The following is a 19,919-nucleotide window of genomic DNA, read 5'->3' on the forward strand; positions in this document are numbered from 1 at the left end:
GCGGCTGGTTCCGGCCGCCGCGCGGGAAGCACCGCCTCAGCCCACGGCGTAGGTCACCCGGACGCCCCCGTTGTCGAGGCGTTGTTCCCGCAGGAGGCGAAGGTTCAGCGGCAACCCGTCGGGCAGGGCCCGCGTGCCGCCGCCCGCAATTACCGGACAGATCACCAGCGACACAATGTCGACCAGTCCCATCCGCATGGCGCTCTTGGCCAGTTCCGGTCCGCCGATCATGACGTTTCCCGCGGCCTTGGCGCGTTCCACGGCTTCCGGAGTCAGGGTGGGTGCCAAAGTCGTCCGGCCGGTGAAAACATCCTGCAGGGTGGAGGAAAACACCACCTTGGGCACCGCCGACCAGGCGTCCGCGAACCTATCAGTCCCCGGAAGGCCAACCGACGCGGCGCGGTCGGTCTCCCACACGGACAGGGTTTCGTACATCCGCCGCCCGTAGAGCACGGTGGCCGCGTCCTCCAGGTCCTCGGAATGGGAGGCAAGAAAATCTTCGGTCGGCTCCAGCCAGGCAAAGTTACCGTCAGCGTCGGCGCTGTACCCGTCCAGCGAGCAGTTCATGGAGTATGTAAGGGATCCCATCCCCCAACTCCACCCTCCGGCTTTTCCCCGCACAAGGGTGCAGGCACGCATGATGGGTCGCCGGTTCTACTTCGAACGCGAGTACATCACCAGCAGGACGCAGACCGCGGAAAAGCCCGCCTGCGCCAGGAGCAGCACTCCGGGAACGTAGCCAAGAAACAGGCCGAGCAGCAGCGGCACCGCCGCCAGCAGGATCGCGTCCAGCCCCTGGGCCAGAGACCCGGTCTGCGCGGACGGCACCGGACCGAACACGGTCTCTGTCGGCGGAGCGGTCCAGTCCGGCAGCGGCCGGTAGGCACCCCGCACCGCCGCGGCGCCGAACCCGACCCCGGCGAGCGCACCGAGCCCGATCAACGCCGGACTGCCCGCACCCAGCAGCACCAGGACGGCGCAGAACCCTGCAGACCACAGCACCAGTGCGGCGGCGGGCAGGGCCGTCCGGCTCAGCCGCACCAGTGCCGGGGACAGCGGCAGCAGCGCGTCCAGCCCCGGCGTGACCGCGGTCTGCCGGGCCAGGGCACCCAGCGCCGGAACCACCGCGCAGATGGTGAGCAGGATGATGACCAGCTGCAGCGGCGCCGGCTGCTGCCCGGCGGACAGCAAAACCGTGAGGCACAGCAGGAGCAGCAGTACGGGACGGGCCCAGGTCCCGGGAGTGCGCAGGAACGCGGTGGCATCCGCACGCAGCAGTGCGCCGAACGGGCTGCGCGCTCCCCTGGCGTACCAGCGCCGCGCACGGGAGGTCGTCCGGCCGCGCGGAGTGCCGGCGAACGCCCGGCCGAGCTCGTTGGTGTCCATCAGATACAGCGCGGCACCGGCGTGCCCGGACACCCCGCCGCCGCGGATCAGCTCGCGGCCCGGGATCGCACCCATCCGCGCGAACACCAGCGCCCACAGTCCGACGACGGCGGCCAGCGCCACGGCGGCCGGCCAGAGTTCCCCGGCGGCGGCCAGCCGGGTAAGGAAACTCAGCATGCCCAGCAGCACCAGCCCGCCGGCCGCACCCGACACTCCGCCCGGGAAGCCGTTCCCCGCCGACTGCCGCAGGGCCGAAACCAGCAGGGCACAGACCGCGGCCAGCCCGAAGACGGCGGCGCCGAGGAACTGGCCTTCCAATGTTGCCTGCAGGTCGGTGATGAAGCCGACCGGAAGGTATAGGACCGCACCTCCTGCCCAGACCAGGCCCACCCGGCGAAGCAGCGGTCCGGCCAGGAAGGAGCGCCGGTCCACGGGCAGGCTTAGCCACCAGTACCCCTCGGCCGAGGCCACGGCCACCGGCCCGAGCTTCCGCGCCCCGGCCATCACCGCAGCCAGGACCGCGAACAGCAGGACGGTCACCGCCGCGCCGTCGGGCAGGGCACTCCAGTCCGCGGCCACGATGGTGCGGCGGCCGCCGGTTCCGGGACCCAGAGCCTTCGCGACCTCGTTCCGCATCGCTAAAACCAGTCCCCCGGCCAGCGCTCCGATGGTTGCGACCCCCAGCAAGGTGGCATAGGCATCCAGCAGCACATCCCGGACGCGGACGCTGCCGCGGCGGTGTTCCCGCGAGGCGACACGGCTGTAGCGGGCGGGGTTGAACTCCGTCGGCAGGCCGGCGGCTTCACTGAGCGTCACAGGTTACCGGCCCGCAATCTCGGCCGCGGCGAGGGCCGGCTCGATCTCCTGCACCTCGTCATCGATCAGCAGGCAGCGTCCAGCCGTCGCCAGCAGCAGCGCGGGGTCGTGGGTCACGAGCAGCACCGTCCCGCCGTCGTCGGCGTACCGGCGGATCCGCTTCCCCACCCGTTCGCGCATCACCGGGTCCAGGCGCTGTTCCGGTTCGTCGAGGATCAGCAGGGAGGACGGCCGGATCAGGGCCGAGGCGAGCAGCAGCCGCCGTCGCTGGCCGGAGGAGACCGACTCCGGGACGGCGTCGGCGCGGTCCTGCAGGCCGAAAAAGTCCAGTTCCGCGTCGACGGCGGCGTCCGGGTCCGCGACCCCGTGCCCGCGGGCGACCAGCTGCAGGTGTTCCCGCAATGACAGGGAAGGGAAGAACGCATCCTCGTCGAAGAGTGCGGCCACCTGCCGGCGGAACGGGATGGCGTCCTCGTTGGCTGGCAGGCCGTGTACGCGCACCTCGCCGTCGAGCATCAGCTGTTTCCCGGCGATGGTGCGGGCGGCGGTGGATTTGCCGGCGCCGTTGAAGCCCACGACGCCGAGGATCTCGCCGACGTCCGCCGAGGCGGTGATGGCGCCGCAGACGGGTGCACCGGCGTAGCCCACCAGTAGGTTGGAAATCTCGAGCACGGCCCCCGCAGCAGTCATGCCGTCCAATCTAGCGGGCGTAGGCGCCTTTTTAGTGGAGTGTCTTCAGTCCGATGACGCCGCCGACGATCATGGCGAGGAACAGGATCTTCAGCAGGGACACGGATTCCGCACCCGTGGCCATGGCGTAAATGACGGTCAGCGTGGCGCCGATGCCCACCCAGACAGCGTATGAGGTGCCCAGCGGCAGTTCCCGCATGGCATAAGCGAGTCCGGCCATGCTCGCCAGCAGGGCGGTAACGAAGATGGCCGAGGGCCAGAACCGGCTGAAGCCCTGCGATTTGTCCAGGGCGGTGGCCCACACTGCTTCCAGGACGCCGGACAGCACCAGAACAATCCATGACATGAGAGTCTCCCTTGGGCCGTCTTGTCGCACACCGGGTACGGCACCCCTCGTCCGGGAGACCGTGTCGCGGCCTCCCTTCCACGGTCGCACGTCAGGTTTTCCGGGGCAACCTGGCTTCCCGGCGGGTGAACCGGCTGATGCCGTGGTCCTGGCGCGAATCGAAAGGGCAATAGTTACCGTTTTTCGGCTGAAAATCGGTAATTTGTGCTCTTTCGATGCAGCACACCCTCCACGCCCTCCCCGCGGCGGCCCGGTGCACCATTACTGGCTCACCGCTGCGCCTGCACGGGAATTCACGGCCGGCCGGTAACCGGGAAGCGCAGACCGTCGACCCGCCGGCCCGATAGTGCCAGAGTTTTAGCCATGACTGATGAACAGTTTGAGCGCGATGACCTGGGCATTGCCCTCTGGTGGCCGATGCTCACCTCCGAGTCCCGCGAGTGGCTGACCGCCAATAACGGCGACGCGGTGGAGGCGTGGGTGGTGGAGGACATCTCCCGCAGCCGAGGCATGGCTTCCGACGGCAGCGGGTCCTACTACCTGCCGGATGCCGCCGTGGACTGGATCGAAGCCAAGTCCAACGGCGAAATACCGGGGCTCTGACTTCCGGATGATCCGGCCGGGCCCCGTGGAGGAGTCCGACGGCGGACCGGCGGCAACCGCCGTCGACTGGGCTTTCTTCACGTTCAGCGCCATCGGGGCGGCTTGGTTTGCCGTGTTCCTGCTGGAGGAAAGCCTTCAGCAGCGGCACGTCTGGTTCCTGGTGGTGTTCTGGGCGGCGCTGGCGTATCTGGTGCTGCCGCGCCTGGACAGGGTCCTGACCCAGATTTTCATCCCGAACTACTTCATGGGCCGCACCCGCACCAGTGCCGGCCTGTTCGGCGACGCCGTCAACCTGGCTTTCCTGGGCAGCGAGGGACAGCTGCGGGGCGCACTGGAAAAGGCGGGCTGGAAGCTCGCTGACCCGGTGACCCTGTCCAGCAGCTGGCGCATTGTCTCCTCCACCCTGCTGCACCGCAGCTACGTCCAGGCCCCGGTGAGCCCCCTGCTCCTGTTCGACCGGCAGCAGGATTTCGCCTACGAGCAGGAAGTGCACGGCAATCCCCGGCAGCGCCATCATGTCCGGTTCTGGCGCTGCCCCGAGGGATGGATGCTTCCCGGCGGCATCGCCGCGGACTGGCTGGGTGCCGCGTCCTTTGACCGTGCCGTCGGTTTATCCCTGTTCACCCTGCAGGTCACGCACCGGGTCGGAGAGAATATCGACGCCGAACGGGACTACCTGATCGATTCCCTCCGGGGCGCCTCCCCCGCAGTGTCCGTGGAGGTCATCAAGAACTTCTCCACCGGATACCACTCCCGCAACGGCGGCGGGGATTCGATTGTCACCGACGGGGACCTGCCGGTGGCGGACCTGAGCAATCTGCCGGAGACCGGCCCCGCCGTGCCGACGGGGGCGGCAGCCGCCCGCCGGGAGCGGCCGCCGGCACCCGTGGTTTTCGGCACGGTCCTGGTGTTGCTGCGCGGACTTGCCGCCCTGGCGGTGGCGGCACCCTTTCTGGTGCATTTGACCGACATCTCCCTGGTGATCAACCTGCTGGGTACGCAGAGCCGTGGCCTCGCCGAGCTGGGCAGCGCCTACGCCCCCACCAGCGTCTCCCTGACCGTGTTCGCCGGCGTGGAGGCGGTGCTGGCCGTGCTCATTCTTCGCGGCAGCAACTCTGCCCGGATTACTGCGATGTCCCTGAGCTCGGTCGCCATCGCCGTGCAGGTAGCAGCCGCGTCCGCCGGTCCCGAGACCGCGCTGCGGACCAACCTGTTCGGCTACGCCTTCGACGTCCTGCTGATCCTTGCCCTGTCCAGCGACCGGGCTCGGATCTACGCCCGCTCCCGCAGCCGCGCGCGCGCCCACCGCCGCCGCGTGCGCTCCCGCCGTCGTCGTCCGCCGGCCCCTGTCCGGAGCGCGGGTGCCACCGGTCCGCCCCGCTAGTCCGCCGGCTGCAGCGTGCGCACCCGCGACCGGTAATGCAGGGGGGACTCGCCGACGCTGCGTTTGAAGGCCGTACTGAACGCGCTTTCGGAAGAAAAGCCCAGCTCCAGCGCCAGGGACCGGATCCGGGTATCCCCGGAACGCAGTTCCCGCTGCGCCACGAGCATGCGCCAGTTGTTCAGGTACGCGCGGGGCGGAGTGCCGGCAACGTCCCGAAACCGCTCCGCGAAGGCGGTGCGGGACATGGCGGCTGCGTTCGCGAGTTCCGCCAGGCTCGGAGGCGGCACCCCTGGGGCATGTATCAGGGCCAGGGCCGGGCGGAGCCGTTCATCGGCTATCAGCTTCAGCCATCCCTGCGGGAGTTCGGCATCGGTGATGAAGGACCGTAGTACGTCCAGCAGCAGGAGCTGAGCATATTGGCGGACCGCAAACCCGGAGCCGATCTGCTGCCGGGAAACTTCGTCGAAAAGACGCCGAATCAGCATGTGCAGGTGGGGTGCGGCTTCCGTGCCGGACCGGACGTGGGCCACGGACGGCAGCGCCTGCAGCAGCAGGTCCCGGCCCACGGTATTCACCGCCACCCGGCCGCCAATGATGATGTCCTCGGTTCCGGGCTCGCCCTCCCCTGCCCGGACAAAGGTGCCGCTCGCGGGCGGATCGACGCGGGCGGGCACTGCATCTCCGCTGCCGCCGTGGAGCCGCAGCCAGGTGCGGCCGTTGAGGACGACGACGTCGCCCGCCTCCAGAAGCAGAGGTTCTTCAAGGCCGTCGGTCGCCAGTTTCATGCTGCCCTGCACCACGGCGAAGAACTTCACGTCGTCGTCAAGCCTTGCCTCCGTTTCCCAGCGGCCGTGCACGGCGATGCTCCCGGAGATGACGCCCCGGACTTGGATGAAATCGAGGACTTCGGATAAACGGTCTGAAACCATATCTGTACTCTAGAGCAAGAAATGCGGACATTTCCTTATTCCTAGTCCCGAATATTGGGCACAGAGTGGAGGTACCTTCCACAACCGGGAAGAAACCGCTTTTCCAAGGAGTGCCATGAATGACAGCATGATTTCCCTCGTCACGGGAGCCAACAAGGGTATCGGCCGGCAGATTGCCGGCCAGCTGGCCGCACTCGGCCACACCGTGGTGGTAGCCGCACGAAGCGCCGACGCCGGCGAGCGGGCCGCCGCGGAGCTGCGCAGGGAGGGTGGAGACGCCGTCGCCGTGGTTCTCGATGTAACCGATCCGGCCTCCGTATCGGCCGCGGCGGAGAGCGTTAAGACCCGCTTTGGGCGGCTGGATGCCCTGATAAACAACGCCGGCATCTCGGCGACGCCGGGTGTCAGCTTTGCCGCCCAGCAGCCGGGATCGGCGGACGTGAACGAAATCCGCTCGGTTTTCGAGACCAACTTCTTCGGGGTCATTTCCGTGACTGCGGCCTTCCTGCCGCTGCTGCGCCTGTCCGACGCCCCTCGGATTGTCAACGTCTCCAGCGTGGCCGGGTCCCTGGCCGCAGTATCCGATCCAGCCAATACGGACCCCATCGCAGCCGGATACGCGCCCTCCAAAACAGCCCTGACCTCCCTGACGCTGCAGTATGCGAAGGGGCTGGCGCCGGAGGGCATCCTGGTTAATGCGGTTTGCCCGGGCTTTGTTGCCACGGATCTGAACGGTTTCCGGGGAACACGAACACCGGAGCAGGGCGCCAGGGCCGCCGTCCGGATGGCCACCATCCCGGCCAACGGACCCAGCGGCACCTTCAGTGACGAGGACGGCCCCCTGCCTTGGTAACGCGAACCTTCGTCCGGGCGGCTTAGCCCCGGCAGGGTTAGCCAAAAATGCCGCTATCCCCCCGGCCACTGCTCGGCTATTGTCTGCGTAGGACCGGGGGGACACACATGAACACGCGAGTGACAGCAGCCATGGGCATTGCCGCAGCCGGCGCCCTATTCACCGGCGTACTCGCCGGTTGCGGAACCACCGACGCGGAAAGAAACGAGGCTCTGGCACGCGCCGAGGCCAGTGCCCGGCCCGCCCCGGAACCCACCATGACCCTGCAGCCCTGCCCGGGCGGCGAAATTATGCGGTTGGACCCGGCCGGGACCACCAGCATCAAACCCGATTGCTTCGACCAGGCGGTTGCGGAGGCCATCGCGGAGTTCCCGGAGCCGCTGCCCGCCGGCACCTCGTGGCTGCTCGAAACCACCGATTTCAGCGATCCCGAAGTCCGGTCGAAGCAGGGGGACATCAGCATCGCGGACGGAGTCCAGGACACCACCGTCGCCGGCTATTGGCTCTGCGCTTGGATGGATTCCTACCTCCAGGCCCTCGACAGCGGAGACGCTACCGGCCAGGAACACAGCATGGAGTACCTGGCCAAGTACACGTCCCTGCCCGCAATCCAAGAGAACATGGTCAACCCCGAAGTCTTTGATGCCTCCGTCATTGCCCCGGCACAGGCCGGAGATCCCGCTCAGCTGCGGGAGTTTTTCAAGGGCGACTGCTCGTCCTTCCTCCGGTCCGCGGATTCCTCCCGCTAGCATGGCCCGATGACTCCCCCTCCCCTGACCGGACGCACCGCCGTCGTCACCGGCGTGAGCCGCCGCCGGGGCATTGGCTTCGCCGTTGCAGCGCGCCTGGCCGATATGGGTGCCAGCCTCTACCTGCAGCACTTCGCGCCGCACGACGCCGACCAGCCCTGGGGTGCCGAGGACATCAACGAGGTGATGGACCTGCTGCGGGCACGGCTGCAGCCCGGGGCCCGGCTTGCACACGGCGAACACGATTTCGCCGCACCGGAGGCACCCGATGCCTTGATTTCCGATGCCCGCGCAGCCCTGGGGCACCTGGACATCCTCATCTGCAACCATGCCCGCAACGGGGGCGACGGGCGGTTGCAGGCGCTGGACGCCGCCATGCTGGACATGCACTGGGCCGTCAACGCCCGCTCCGTGCTGCTCGCCACCGCTCGCTTCGCCGACCAGCACGACGGACGTGCCGGCGGGCGGGTCATCTGGTTCACCAGCGGACAGCTGCTGGGCCCGATGCCCGGTGAAATTGCCTATTGCACCTCGAAGGCCGCCCTCGCCGGCATCACTCCCTCGGTCGCAGCGGACCTTGCCGACCGCGGGATCCTGCTCAACACCGTCAATCCGGGCCCGGTCAACACCGGTTACCTTGATCCGGAAACGGCGGATCGCCCGCTGGAAGTCCTCGACGACGTCGGGTCCCGTTTCCCGGGCGGACGCATCGGCGCCCCCGATGATCCGGCCCGGCTCATTGCCTGGCTGGTGTCCGACGAGGGCCGCTGGGTGGTCGGGCAGACGATCAGCACCGAGGGCGGTTTCCGGCGGGGCTGAACCGTTTAAGGCTCCGGTCGTCTTCGCCCTCGTCGTAGGCGAAAGTCTCATCCGCGTCGGCAAAGGTCCCGCCCAGGGTTACTTGCTACAACGCTCGGAGAGCCAAGCGTCATACATTTCCGGGTACGCCTTCACGATCAGGGGTTTAACCCGCGCTTCAAAATCGGGGTCCGAAGGCCAAGTACCGGCCCGCGTGTTGCGAGTGGTGAACTGTGGCTGGGGGTTCCCGGAGGAGTCGAACTTGATCAGGTCTTTGTCACTGTCGTCCGGGTCGCAACTCGCAGAGAGGAACGGGGACAGGTCCTCGAAGATGACCACCCTTCCACGCGCCGGTCGGTCGTCGGCAAACGCACGGTCAAGCTGGTCCATCTTCTCTTGGGCCCTCGCCTTGGCGTCCGCGTCCTCGATCTTGGACAGGTATCCCTGCGCCTGAAGCTGGTAGGTGCGGAAGTGAGATTCCCACTGAGCTGTCACCGCGGCCATGAGGGCGGTGGCCTCCGGGGTATTCATCGCCGGGTCTTTCCAGAACTCATCGAACTCGTCGGCGTGGGGGTCGTCCACCTCGCCGGACGCCATCGGGAGCAGGGAGTCGACAATGGAGTCCACCTTGTCTTCCCAATCACGGTCCTGATACCCGGCTCCACCCCTCGCGATGAAGACTCCTACCGCCACTACGGCCATAACCAGCAGGAAAGCGGTTACTGCAATGGCCGTCTTTCCAACCGGTCCGAGTGTAGACGCCATCTTGGGAGGACTGGGCATGGGGTACTGCGTATAGCTCATTGGTGCCTTTCGGATGGGTCCATACGGGTCACTCTGCCAGCCCTGCCGCCGTTAACGCGGGACGACGGCGGCACACCGGGTGCCGCCGTCGTCGTACGTTGGGAAACCGGTTACGCCTGCTGGCGGGCCGGAAGCAGGGGTGCGAAGAACTCTGCGAGCTCCGCCGTGGCAGTCAGCGGCAGCACGTTGGCCACGTACTGGTCCGGGCGGACCACCACCACGGCGCCGTTCCGGGAAATCCCGCGCTGCTCGAAGATGTCGGCGGTCGGGTCCGCACCGTAGACCTTCGCCAGATCGTCAAGCTGGAACGGTCCGACCTGCGGCTTGAACACCGCCGGCACGGCGCCGAGGTCGATGCCCGTGTGGTCCTGCTGGTAGATCACCTTGACGTCGAACCAGGCATCCCGGTCCGCGCCTTCCGGCGTGGCCGCCAACGGGGAATCCGGCGCGGTGCCCAGCCATTCCGCCAGCTCGGTGACCGGCGAGGGGGTGCCGGCGGCCGCGGCATCGGCGAAGACGTAGATCCGCCACTTGCCGTCCGCCCGCGCCTGGTGTCCCAGCTGCACCGGGTTGGTGTCGCAGACGCGGAGCACGGGTGCGGACTTGAAGCGCTTGCCGAGCGGGAAGCCGGCGGCCAGATCCTGGTGCAGAGGCTCGGCAATAAGCATGGAGGGGGTGTACTCGGTCATGAACCCGGCGGGGAACTCGGCGGTGCGGACGTAGAAGTCCTCCAGGTCCGACGGGTTCTCGAACTCTTCGGGCTTCTTCGCCATGAGCGTGGACCACTCTTTGTCGAAGTCGATGAGGTTCTTCGCCACCACCTGGCGTTCGGCCGAGTAGGTGGAGAGCAGGCTTTCCGGGCTGCGGCCGTCGAGCACGTGGCCGAGTTTCCAGCCCAGGTTGAAGCCGTCCTGCATCGAGACGTTCATGCCCTGGCCGGCCTTGGCGCTGTGCGTGTGGCAGGCGTCGCCGGTGATGAAGACGCGCGGGGTGCGGGTGCCGAGGTCCTCGGGCCGGACGTCGTCGAACCGGTCGGTGAGCCGGTGGCCCACTTCGTACACGCTGTGCCAGGCGACGTTGCGGACGTCGAGCGTGTAGGGGGCCATGATGCCGTTGGCCTTGGCGATGATCTGGTCAATGGAGGTCTTGCGGACGGCGCCGTTGTCGCCTTCGGGCACGACGCCGAGGTCCACGTACATGCGGAACAGGTGGCCGCCCTCGCGCGGGATGAGCAGGATGCTGCCGCCGTTGGAGGACTGGATGGCGCACTTGGTGCGGATGTCGGGGAAGTCGGTGTTGGCCAGTACGTCCATCACGCCCCAGGCGTGGTTCGCCTTGTCTCCGGCCATGGTGCAGCCGATGGATTCGCGGACCTTGCTGCGGGCGCCGTCGGAGCCCACCACGTACTTGGCCTTAACCGTGCGCTCGGTGCCTTCGTCCGGGCCGGCCGTGGACAGGAGGGTGACGGTGACCGGGTATTCGGCGTCGTCGTCGACCTCGAGGCTGCGGAATTCGAACCCGTAGTCGGGCCGCATGCGGGTGGGCGAGTTCGCCATGAAGCGGGCGAAGTAGTCCAGCACGCGGGCCTGGTTGACGATCAGGTGCGGGAATTCGCTGATTCCGGCCGGATCATCCAGGGCGCGGCCGGAACGGACGATATTCTCCGGGTTTTCCGGGTCCGGGCGCCAGAAGCACATCTCCGTGATGCGGTACGCCTCGGCGGTGATTTCCTCGGCGAAGCCGAAGGCCTGGAAGGTTTCCACGCTGCGGGCCTGGATGCCGTCCGCCTGCCCGATGGCGAGGCGGCTGTCCCGGCGCTCCACGATCCGGGTGGTGACGCCGGGGAACTGCGAAAGCTGTGCGGCGGTGAGCATACCGGCGGGACCGGAGCCGACGATCAGCACGTCCACTTCGTCGGGCAGGTCGGCGGGGCGGTCGACGCCGGTGCCGGCGGCGGGCTGGATGCGGGGGTCACCGGATACGTAGCCGTGGTGGTGGAACTGCACGGGGGTCCTCACTTCGTTGTGCCGTAGGTGCCCGCCCGGCGGTGCTCGTTATTTGAACACTAAGTTCGATAGTCGAACCGCAGGCGGTGTAGTCACCGTACCGGAGACATGACGTGGGTCACAAGCGGAACGGTCTGTGTAACTTCCGGCTTCACTTTCCGCCTCACTTCCGGTCGGCCCGCCGGAGCCGGGAGCGGTATTGCCGCCGGCCGCGGTACCTTGTTCCCAGCCGCGAACCGCCAGCAGGGAAGAGTCCATGACCGTTACATGCGCAGTGATCGACGACTATCAGCACGCCGCCACCCGGTTCGCCGACTGGGCTTCGCTGCAGGGTCAGGTGGAGCTGACCGTCTTCTCCGACCATCTGGCGGCCGAGGACGACGTCGCCGCGCGCCTAGCCGGGTTCGACGTCGTCGTCGTCATGCGCGAGCGCACCCCCTTTCCGGCGAGCCTGCTCGCCCGGCTGCCCCGCCTGAAGCTGCTGGTCACCACCGGCGCGCGCAACGCCTCGATCGATCTCGCCGCGGCCCGGGAGCGGGGCGTGACCGTCTGCGGCACGGCCAGCAACTCGACGCCGCCCGCCGAGCTCACCTGGGCTCTGGTCCTGGGACTGGGCCGGCACCTGGTGCCCGAAGCCACTGCCCTGCGGGACGGCGGACCCTGGCAGCAGACCATCGGCACCGACCTGCACGGAGCCACGCTCGGGCTGCTGGGATTGGGGAAAATCGGGATGCAGGTGGCCCGGGTGGGGGCGGCGTTCGGGATGAACGTGCTGGCCTGGAGCCATAATCTCACTGCCGAACGGGCCGAGGCGGCCGGCGCCCGACTGGCCCCCTCCCTCGAGGTGCTGCTGGCGGCGTCCGACGTCGTCTCCATCCATCTGGTGCTGAGCGACCGTACACGCGGACTGCTCGGGGCAGGGGAGCTGGCGCTGATGAAACCGGGCGCCTACCTGATCAACACCTCGCGGGCCGGGATCGTGGACCAGGCCGCCCTGCTCGATGCCCTTCGGCGGCAGGCGATTGCCGGCGCCGGATTGGACGTGTTTGCCGAAGAGCCGCTGCCGGCAGATTCCCCGTTCCGGGACCTGCCCAACGTCCTGGCAACGCCGCACCTCGGGTACGTCACCGAGGGGAACTACCGCACGTTCTTTCCGCAGGTGGTGGAGGACATCTCGGCTTTCCTGGCCGGGACCCCGATCCGGACGCTGTAGCTGCCGCGGGCCGCCCGGCTTTCAGCCCGCATCATCTTCTGGGCGGGGCCGCGGACTCCTATTCTTTGTGCCATGCCGCAGCTGCCGCGCCCGCCCCATGCCCGCATTTCGGACGAAACGCACAGGGTCACCACCTTTGAGTTGTTCTTTGACCTGGTGTTCGTGTTCGCCTTTACCCAGGTCACCGGGTTCATGGTGCACGAGCATTCATTCCTGGGTGTGCTGCAGGGGATGGTCATCCTGGTCCTGCTGTGGTGGTCCTGGGCGCCCTTTTCCTGGCTCGCCAACCAGGCACACGTCGATGAAGGGTTGATGCGGTTCGGCCTGTCCGCCGTCATGGTGGCGGCCTTTATTGCCGCACTGGCCATTCCGGAAGCGTTCGACGACCTCGACGGCGGCCTGCACGGCCCGCTGGTACTTGCCCTGGCCTATTCTGCGGTCCGGGTCCTGCACCTGGTTCTGTACGTGTATGCGTCCGGGAACGACCGGCCGCTGCGGCGCCAGATAGCCAAGCTGACCTTCACCGCCGTCCTGGGGGCGGCGCTGGTCGTCACCGGGGCGGTGCTGGGCGGAACCGCTCAGACCTGGTTCTGGCTGGCCGGCATGGTGCTGGACACCGGGATCACCTTCCTCATCTCCTGGCACGGCAACTGGCGGATCCACTCGGCGGCGCACTGGACCGAACGGTACGCGCTCGTGGTCATCCTCGCACTCGGCGAATCCATCGTGTCCATCGGCGTCGGCGCCTCCGAACTGCCCGTGAGCGTACCGGTGCTTGCCGGTGCGGCGGCGGGAATTTGTTTGTCCATCGGGCTTTGGTGGCTCTACTTCGACGTCACGGCAGTCGCGGCCGAACACCGCTTCGCCGCACTGCGCGGATCCGCCCGGTCTTCGGCCGCCGTCGTCGCCTACACCTACCTGCACCTGCCCCTCGTGGCCGGCATTGTCCTCACGGCGTTGGGGGTAGAGGACGTGCTGGCGCATGTGGACGAGGGGAAGGGGCTGAGCAGCCTCGGGGTCTTCGCGTTGTTCGGCGGCCCGGCACTGTACCTGCTGGGGACCGCGGCCTTCTGGCGGAGGATGGGCGGGGGCTGGAAGAAGTGGCGGTTGGGAACGGCTGCACTGCTGCTGGCGTTGATAGCCGTCGGTCTGCCGTTGACCTCGTTGGCGGCGCTTCTCCTCGTTACCGCCCTGGTTGCCGGGCTGGTTGCCGTGGAGGCCCTGTTGTACCGAGAGGTCCGGCGCCGGGTGCGGGGTTCGCAGGCGGTGTGACTTTGCTGGTGACCGGGCCGGTCCGGCTCTGGGGTGCATGTAGCCCGGGGCCGGGCATGGCCGAGTGACAATACCCTGCGCACCGGACCACCCCTGACGCAGTTGGATTCCATGCGTTTTGGGCAAATCCCTGCGGTTTGTGACAATCCCTGCGTTGCGCGGAGCGGGGATTGTCACAAACTGCAGGGATTCCGACAATGTGCAGGAAATCCGGCGGTTCCCAGACTTCGGCGTCGGTCCTCCGTCCCGACCAGCCGTCTAACCGCCGGTTTTGCACTTATGCTGCCACTTTGAGGTTTGCTGCCAGGTTGAACCGGCAGCAAATTCCCAAACCGGCAGCACAAACTCCAACTACGCTCGCCGGCCGGCCGCTTGCCCGCTCCCCCGCACCCCCGCTCCCCTCCGAACCTGCGGCAGGATGGATGCCATGACCATTGCAAAAACCATCCTGCTGTTCCTCCTGGCCGCTGCCGCCGAAATCGGCGGAGCCTGGCTGGTGTGGCAGTCCGTGCGGGAGGACCGGGCCTGGTGGTGGGCGGGCCTGGGCGTGATGGCCCTGGGCGTCTACGGTTTCGTGGCCACGTTGCAGCCGGACGCGCACTTCGGCCGGATCCTGGCCGCCTACGGTGGAGTGTTCGTGGCCGGCTCGCTGGCCTGGGGCATGGTCTTCGACGGTTTCCGGCCCGACCGCTGGGACATCCTCGGCTCGCTGATCTGCCTGGCGGGGGTCGCCGTGATCATGTTTGCGCCCCGCAGCCCGGTGTCCTAAATGATTCCGGCCCGGCTGCCTGCGGTCGAAGGGGTCTAGGAAATCCTGCCACTTTGGTAATTCCCTGCCAGAGGGGGAAATCCCTGCCACTGCGCAGTGGAGGGATTTCCCGAACAGGCAGCAGAATCCCAAACCGGCAGCAAACTTCACCCCGCCACGTAGGCCGCCAGATGCTCTCCGGTCAGCGTGGACGCGTCCGCCACCAGATCCGCCGGTGTCCCCTCGAACACGATGCGCCCGCCGTCCCGCCCGGCGCCGGGACCCAGGTCGATGATCCAGTCCGCATGCGCCATCACGGCCTGGTGGTGCTCGATCACAATCACGGACTTCCCGGAATCCACCAGCCGGTCCAGCAGGGCCAGCAGTTGCTCGACGTCGGCCAGGTGCAGTCCGGTGGTCGGCTCGTCCAGCACAAAGACCGCTTCCTTGCCGCCCATGTGCGTGGCCAGCTTCAGCCGCTGCCGCTCCCCGCCGGACAGCGTGGTCAGCGGTTGCCCCAGATGCAGGTAGCCGAGCCCGACGTCGGCCAGCTGGCTCAGGATCTTATGTGCGGCCGGGGTGCGGGCTTCGCCGTCGCCGAAGAACTCCTGCGCCTCGGCCACCGACAGGGACAGCACCTCCGCAATATCCTTCCCGCCTAGCCGATATTCCAGCACCGAGGCCTGGAAGCGGCGGCCCTCGCAGTCCTCGCACACGGATTCCACCGTGGCCATCACACCCAGCTCGGTGTAGATCACCCCGGCGCCGTTACAGGACGGGCAGGCTCCCTCGGAGTTGGAGGAAAACAGTGCCGGTTTCACCCCGTTCGCCTTCGCGAACGCCTTGCGGATCGGTTCCAGCAGGCCGGTGTAGGTGGCCGGGTTGCTGCGCCGGGAGCCGCGGATGGCGCCCTGGTCCACGGTCACCACACCCTCCCGCCCGGACACCGACCCGGTAATCAGTGAGCTCTTGCCGGAGCCGGCCACCCCGGTGAGGACCACCAGCACGCCCAGCGGAATGTCGACGTCGACGTCGCACAGGTTGTTGGTGGCGGCACCGCGCACTTCCAGGGCCGACGACGCCGGCCGCACCGAGTCCTTGAGCCGGGCCCGGTCCCCGAGGTGGCGGCCGGTCAGGGTGCCGCTCTTCCGCAGTCCGTCCAGCGGCCCCTCGAAGGTGACGGTGCCGCCCGCGGTGCCGGCGCCAGGCCCCAGGTCCACCACGTGGTCCGCAATCGCGATGGTTTCGGGTTTGTGTTCCACCACCAGCACGGTGTTGCCCTTGTCCCGCAGCTGCAGCAGCAGCTGGTTCATCCTGGCAATGTCATGCGGGTGCAGGCCAATGGTCGGTTCGTCGAAGACGTAGGTGACGTCAGTCAGCGAGGAGCCCAGGTGCCGGATCATCTTGGTCCGCTGGGATTCGCCGCCGGAGAGGGTGCCCGACGGCCGGTCCAGGGAGAGGTAGCCCAGCCCGATTTCCGCAAACGCGTCCAGCAGGTGCTGCAGCCCGGCCAGCAGCGGCGCCACCGAGGGTTCCTTCAGCCCGCGCACCCAGCCGGCCAGGTCGCTGATCTGCATGGCGCAGACATCGGCGATGTTGAGGCCGCCGATCTTCGAGGACCTTGCCTCCGGGCTGATCCGGGTCCCGTCGCACTCCGGGCAGGTGCTGAAGGTGATGGCCCGTTCCACGAAGGCGCGGATGTGCGGCTGCATCCCTTCGGGATCCTTGGACAGCATCGACTTCTGTATTTTGGGGATCAGTCCTTCATAGGTGAGGTTAATGCCCTCCACCTTGATCTTGGTGGGTTCCTTATAGAGCAGGTCATGCAGCTCGCGCTTATTGAACTTTGCAATCGGCTTGTCCATGTTGAAGAACCCGGAGCCGGCGTAGATCCGCCCGAACCAGCCCTCCATGCTGTAGCCCGGCACCGTGATCGCCCCTTCGGACAGCGACTTCGCGCCGTCGAACAGTGCCGTCAGGTCAAAGTCGGTGACCGCTCCCGTCCCCTCACAGCGGGGACACATGCCGCCGAGCCGGTTGTACACCGCCTTTTCCGCCCGGGTCTTGCCGTCGCCCCGCTCCACCGTGATGGCGCCGGAGGCCTTCACGGACGGGACATTGAAGGAATACGCGTTGGGCGGGCCGATGTTCGGCTGCCCCAACCGGCTGAACAGGATCCGCAGCATCGCGTTGGCGTCCGTGGCGGTGCCCACCGTGGAGCGCGGATTCGCACCCATCCGTTCCTGGTCGACAATGATGGCGGTGGTCAGTCCCTCCAGCAGGTCCACCTCCGGCCGGGCCAAGGAGGGCATAAAACCCTGCACAAAAGCACTGTAAGTCTCATTGATTAGCCGCTGGGATTCGGCGGCCACGGTGCCGAACACCAGCGAGCTCTTGCCGGAGCCGGACACCCCGGTGAACACCGTCAGACGCCGCTTGGGAATCTCGATGCTGATGTCCCGCAGGTTGTTCACCCGCGCACCCTGCACCCGGATCACATCATGGCTGTCCGCCGCGTGCGACGCTCCGCCGGTGCCGGTGCTCGTTGTGGTGTCCGCGCTCATTGCCGCTCCATCCGCCCGGGACTCCGCCCGGGACTGCGCCCGGGGCTCGCTGCCCCGTACCTTCGTCGTCGGTCCGATTCTGCCCGGTCACTCCGGGAGCGGCAACGGCTAACGGGAACGACGACGGCGCCGGCTCGGCCGCCGCCGAGCGGGGCAGGCTGTGGAGGACTATATTCAGGCCTAGCTCGGCAGGACCGATGGAAAGGCACGAACATGGCAAAGCTTGATCTGCGGGTACGGCTGGTGGGCAAGCTGCTGGCGCGGACCTCCGTAGCCCGCAAGAGCGAGGAACAGATTCTCGCCGACCAGCAGCGCACCATCAAGCACAACCCGGTACTGGATTGGGTGCTGGGCGGCGTCGCATCCGGCGTAAAAATGAAGGACGACACCGCCGCGGGTGCGGAGGGCCGGATCCCCGTCCGGGTGTACCGTCCCAAGGACGCCGTCGGTCCGTTGCCACTGGTGGTCCTGATCCACGGCGGCGGCTGGACGGTCGGCAACCTGGACATCTATGACTCGCTGGCCAGCACCATTGCCCGGGACGCACGCGCCGTCGTCGTTTCCCTCGAGTACCGGTTGGCGCCGACGCATCCCTGGCCCGCCGCGGCGGAGGACTGCTATGCCGCACTGCTCGAGGTAGCCGCCCGGGCCGATGAATGGGAGGCCGACGCCGGCCGGCTCGCCGTCGTGGGCGACAGCGCCGGCGGCAACCTGGCAGCGGTGCTGACGCTGATGTCGCGGGACCGGTCCGGCCCCGCCATCGCGTTCCAGGGACTGATTTATCCCGCCACCGACATGACCTTGGGCAGCCCGTCCATCGAGGAAAACGCCAACGCACCCATCCTCACCAAGGAGGACGTTCTCCGCTACGGCAGCCTCTACGTCCCCAATCTGGAGGACCGCAGCAACCCGTACGCCTCGCCGCTGCTGGCGTTGGACCACACCGGGCTGCCGCCGGCACTGATCCAGGTGGCCGAACACGATCCCATCCGCGACGACGGGCTGCGCTACGCCGAAGCCCTGCGCAAGGCCGGCGTTCCCGTCCGCGTCACCACCTATGTAGGGATGCCGCACGGTTACCTGGCCTTCCCGCGGCTGTGCCGCAGCGCTCCGCAGGCGCTGGCGGAACTGTGCGCGGAGCTGCGGCGGCAGCTCGCGCCCGCAACGGTGCGTTAATTCCCGCACGCAACGCTGCCGGATCCGGATAGAGGACGACGGGGTACCCTCGCTGCATGGGGAACACTGCAGAAAAACTCAAGCCGCTCCTTCTACCCGCTGTCGTGGCTGTCCTCTGGCTGATTTCCGGCTGGGCCTTCGAAGCGCTGCTGACCGCAGGGAACGGCCGGATACCGATCTACCTGGCTTCACTGGTCTCCCCGGACACTATGCCTGTCCGCATCAAATCTCTCCTGGACGGTTCCGGCCTGGTGCTGGTGGCCGGGTTAACAGCCCTGGCCGTGGCCGCGTTCACCTTGGTGCTCCTGCCCGATAGCAGGAAGACCGGTACCCGGGGCGCGCTCTTCCTGGCCAACTGGATGAGCGTGACGCTGGCGGCCGTGGCCGGTTCAGCGGTGCTGGCCGTGGCTTCGGTCCTGGCCCAATGGCCCCTGGGCCGGGCACAGTGGATTTTTGACCTGCTTGGGCCCTCACTGCTCACCGGAGCGTATTGGGGGGTTGCCTGGGGCTGGGTGCCGTCCCTCGTGGCCACCTTCCTTTCCGCACCCGCCTCCGACGGGGCGGGTTCCCATCTGCCGGAGAAACGTCACGCAGCCCGGGTTCCGGAGGAACCCGCCCCCACCGCCCGGGTTCGGCAGCGTGGCTGGGCCTTGGGGGCATTCGCCCTTTTCTCCGCAGCCGTGATGGTTGCGCTTCCGCTCACCGCCCGCGATCCCTCGCAACCGGCCCCGGAGCCTGTCGCGACGCCCACTCCGGAGCCAACGGTTTACGGTGCCGCCCCGGTGGGTGCCGCCCTCTCCGAGCCGGATCCGCTGTGGTGCACCGGTGAAGAAGTCGAGTCCTCGATCGGCGGGTGGGATGCGGCCACGGGCCACCGGGCAGCGCAGATCACCGTGCGAAACACAGGAACACGGTCCTGCACGGTGCAGGGCTACCCGGATCTGGACTTCGAGAGCAGCGATGGCTGGGTCATGGGCATCACCGCGGTGCACGGCGGCTCCCATATGACCGAGGATCCTCCGGTGCAGCCGGTGACGCTGGCCCCGGGGGAAGCAGCCACGGCCTCGATCGGCTGGCGCGGTACGGCCGGGGCGGGCATGGTCCGGGTAGGCACCTTGCTGGTGGCCCCCTACTCCGGGACCCAGCGGCAGGAACTGGAGGCAGACATCGATCTGGCGGAACCCGGCTATCTGACGGTCACAGCTTGGACGCCCGCAGGCTAGGCCTTGCCCGCGGCCATGACCCCCGCTTTCGACCGCGACGACATGATCGACCCGACGGACAGCCAGGACATCACCGCCACCGCGGATAGCGCAGATCCGATGGACAGCACCGACCCAAACGATCCGATCGAACCGATCGAACACGCTGATCCCACACTGCCGATCGACAACACAGAATTCTTCGATCCGATGGACAGCACCGACCCGGTTGACCACAACGACAGCCTTGAATGTCCCATGTTCCACTCCTTTTCCTGGCGGTGTGCCGTTCGTGGCGCACCAATGCCCGCACCCTAGCCGCCGCGGACCCCCAATACGCGAGTACCGGGAGCCATGAAAAGAAAGTGTCAACAAACACT

19 protein-coding genes and 1 riboswitch are annotated in these 19,919 nt (G+C 67.6%); of the genes, 11 read left to right on the top strand and 8 right to left on the bottom strand.

All coding sequences use genetic code 11. From position 1 onward, the window contains the following. Positions 1–36: 36 nt before the first annotated feature. The 4 genes from N2K98_RS16070 to N2K98_RS16085 form a co-directional block, all read right to left on the bottom strand. Positions 37–588, bottom strand: coding sequence for a dihydrofolate reductase family protein (locus N2K98_RS16070; RefSeq protein ID WP_255796520.1), 552 nt, complete (start codon positions 586–588; stop codon positions 37–39). Between the two features lie 66 nt (positions 589–654). Next, positions 655–2,202: a DUF6297 family protein gene (locus N2K98_RS16075; protein WP_255864642.1), complete on the bottom strand. Its 1,548-nt coding sequence runs from the start codon at positions 2,200–2,202 to the stop codon at positions 655–657. A gap of 3 nt (positions 2,203–2,205) precedes the next feature. After that, a complete protein-coding gene (locus N2K98_RS16080) occupies positions 2,206–2,892 on the bottom strand; it encodes an ABC transporter ATP-binding protein (RefSeq protein WP_255796518.1) in 687 nt (228 codons plus the stop codon). A 31-nt stretch (positions 2,893–2,923) separates the two neighbouring features. Further along, the gene (locus tag N2K98_RS16085; protein WP_229946320.1) at positions 2,924–3,238 is read right to left on the bottom strand and encodes a DMT family transporter; all 315 of its coding nucleotides are present in this window, start codon (positions 3,236–3,238) and stop codon (positions 2,924–2,926) included. Positions 3,239–3,248: 10 nt separating this feature from the next. Beyond that, positions 3,249–3,315, bottom strand: a riboswitch (guanidine-III (ykkC-III) riboswitch). 286 nt (positions 3,316–3,601) lie between these two features. On the opposite strand from N2K98_RS16085, the gene N2K98_RS16090 reads away from it, so the two are divergent. Both N2K98_RS16090 and N2K98_RS16095 read left to right on the top strand, forming a co-directional pair. After that, entirely contained in the window at positions 3,602–3,841 is a 240-nt protein-coding gene (locus N2K98_RS16090) for a hypothetical protein (RefSeq protein WP_255796517.1), read from the top strand. Positions 3,842–3,866: 25 nt separating this feature from the next. After that, entirely contained in the window at positions 3,867–5,225 is a 1,359-nt protein-coding gene (locus tag N2K98_RS16095; protein WP_255864641.1) for an LssY C-terminal domain-containing protein, read from the top strand. On the opposite strand, the gene N2K98_RS16100 is transcribed toward N2K98_RS16095, so the two are convergent. Next, positions 5,222–6,154, bottom strand: a complete 933-nt coding sequence (locus tag N2K98_RS16100) for an AraC family transcriptional regulator (RefSeq protein WP_255864640.1) — start codon at positions 6,152–6,154, stop codon at positions 5,222–5,224. The two genes, N2K98_RS16095 and N2K98_RS16100, sit on opposite strands and share 4 nt — an antisense overlap. Positions 6,155–6,269: 115 nt before the next feature. Between N2K98_RS16100 and N2K98_RS16105 the strand changes: the two genes are divergently transcribed. From N2K98_RS16105 to N2K98_RS16115, 3 genes are all read left to right on the top strand, one after another. Next, entirely contained in the window at positions 6,270–7,007 is a 738-nt protein-coding gene (locus N2K98_RS16105) for an SDR family oxidoreductase (RefSeq protein WP_255864639.1), read from the top strand. A gap of 107 nt (positions 7,008–7,114) precedes the next feature. Then, a complete protein-coding gene (locus N2K98_RS16110; protein WP_255864638.1) occupies positions 7,115–7,756 on the top strand; it encodes a hypothetical protein in 642 nt (213 codons plus the stop codon). Positions 7,757–7,765: 9 nt separating this feature from the next. Next, on the top strand, positions 7,766–8,575 hold the full coding sequence (locus N2K98_RS16115) for an SDR family oxidoreductase (RefSeq protein WP_255864637.1): 810 nt from the start codon (positions 7,766–7,768) through the stop codon (positions 8,573–8,575). A gap of 78 nt (positions 8,576–8,653) precedes the next feature. On the opposite strand, the gene N2K98_RS16120 is transcribed toward N2K98_RS16115, so the two are convergent. Together N2K98_RS16120 and N2K98_RS16125 are read right to left on the bottom strand one after the other, a co-directional pair. Beyond that, complete coding sequence (locus tag N2K98_RS16120) at positions 8,654–9,358, bottom strand: hypothetical protein (RefSeq protein WP_255796510.1); 705 nt, start codon at positions 9,356–9,358, stop codon at positions 8,654–8,656. A 110-nt stretch (positions 9,359–9,468) separates the two neighbouring features. Then, the gene (locus N2K98_RS16125) at positions 9,469–11,364 is read right to left on the bottom strand and encodes an FAD-binding monooxygenase (protein WP_255864636.1); all 1,896 of its coding nucleotides are present in this window, start codon (positions 11,362–11,364) and stop codon (positions 9,469–9,471) included. 256 nt (positions 11,365–11,620) lie between these two features. Between N2K98_RS16125 and N2K98_RS16130 the strand changes: the two genes are divergently transcribed. The 3 genes from N2K98_RS16130 to N2K98_RS16140 all read left to right on the top strand — a co-directional run bounded on the left by N2K98_RS16130 (position 11,621) and on the right by N2K98_RS16140 (position 14,618). Further along, on the top strand, positions 11,621–12,577 hold the full coding sequence (locus tag N2K98_RS16130) for a D-2-hydroxyacid dehydrogenase family protein (RefSeq protein ID WP_255864635.1): 957 nt from the start codon (positions 11,621–11,623) through the stop codon (positions 12,575–12,577). A gap of 72 nt (positions 12,578–12,649) precedes the next feature. Next, complete coding sequence (locus N2K98_RS16135; protein ID WP_255864634.1) at positions 12,650–13,849, top strand: low temperature requirement protein A; 1,200 nt, start codon at positions 12,650–12,652, stop codon at positions 13,847–13,849. A gap of 427 nt (positions 13,850–14,276) precedes the next feature. After that, a complete protein-coding gene (locus N2K98_RS16140; RefSeq protein WP_255864633.1) occupies positions 14,277–14,618 on the top strand; it encodes a YnfA family protein in 342 nt (113 codons plus the stop codon). Between the two features lie 146 nt (positions 14,619–14,764). Here N2K98_RS16140 and N2K98_RS16145 read toward each other — a convergent pair whose 3' ends face one another. Continuing rightward, complete coding sequence (locus N2K98_RS16145) at positions 14,765–17,161, bottom strand: ATP-binding cassette domain-containing protein (RefSeq protein WP_255864632.1); 2,397 nt, start codon at positions 17,159–17,161, stop codon at positions 14,765–14,767. Positions 17,162–17,374: 213 nt separating this feature from the next. Here N2K98_RS16145 and N2K98_RS16150 point away from each other — a divergent pair, with 213 nt between their 5' ends. Genes N2K98_RS16150 through N2K98_RS16160 form a run of 3 tightly spaced genes read left to right on the top strand, consistent with a single transcriptional unit; the run spans position 17,375 to position 19,857 of the window. Further along, entirely contained in the window at positions 17,375–18,337 is a 963-nt protein-coding gene (locus N2K98_RS16150; protein ID WP_255864631.1) for an alpha/beta hydrolase, read from the top strand. A gap of 56 nt (positions 18,338–18,393) precedes the next feature. After that, the gene (locus N2K98_RS16155) at positions 18,394–19,560 is read left to right on the top strand and encodes a DUF4232 domain-containing protein (protein WP_255864630.1); all 1,167 of its coding nucleotides are present in this window, start codon (positions 18,394–18,396) and stop codon (positions 19,558–19,560) included. Between the two features lie 15 nt (positions 19,561–19,575). Next, positions 19,576–19,857 (top strand): hypothetical protein, encoded by a 282-nt coding sequence (locus N2K98_RS16160; protein WP_255864629.1) that lies wholly within the window; start codon positions 19,576–19,578, stop codon positions 19,855–19,857. The last annotated feature ends 62 nt before the right edge of the window (positions 19,858–19,919 follow it).

This window comes from Arthrobacter jinronghuae, from assembly GCF_025244825.1.
GTDB classification, from domain to species: Bacteria; Actinomycetota; Actinomycetes; order Actinomycetales; family Micrococcaceae; genus Arthrobacter_B; species Arthrobacter_B jinronghuae.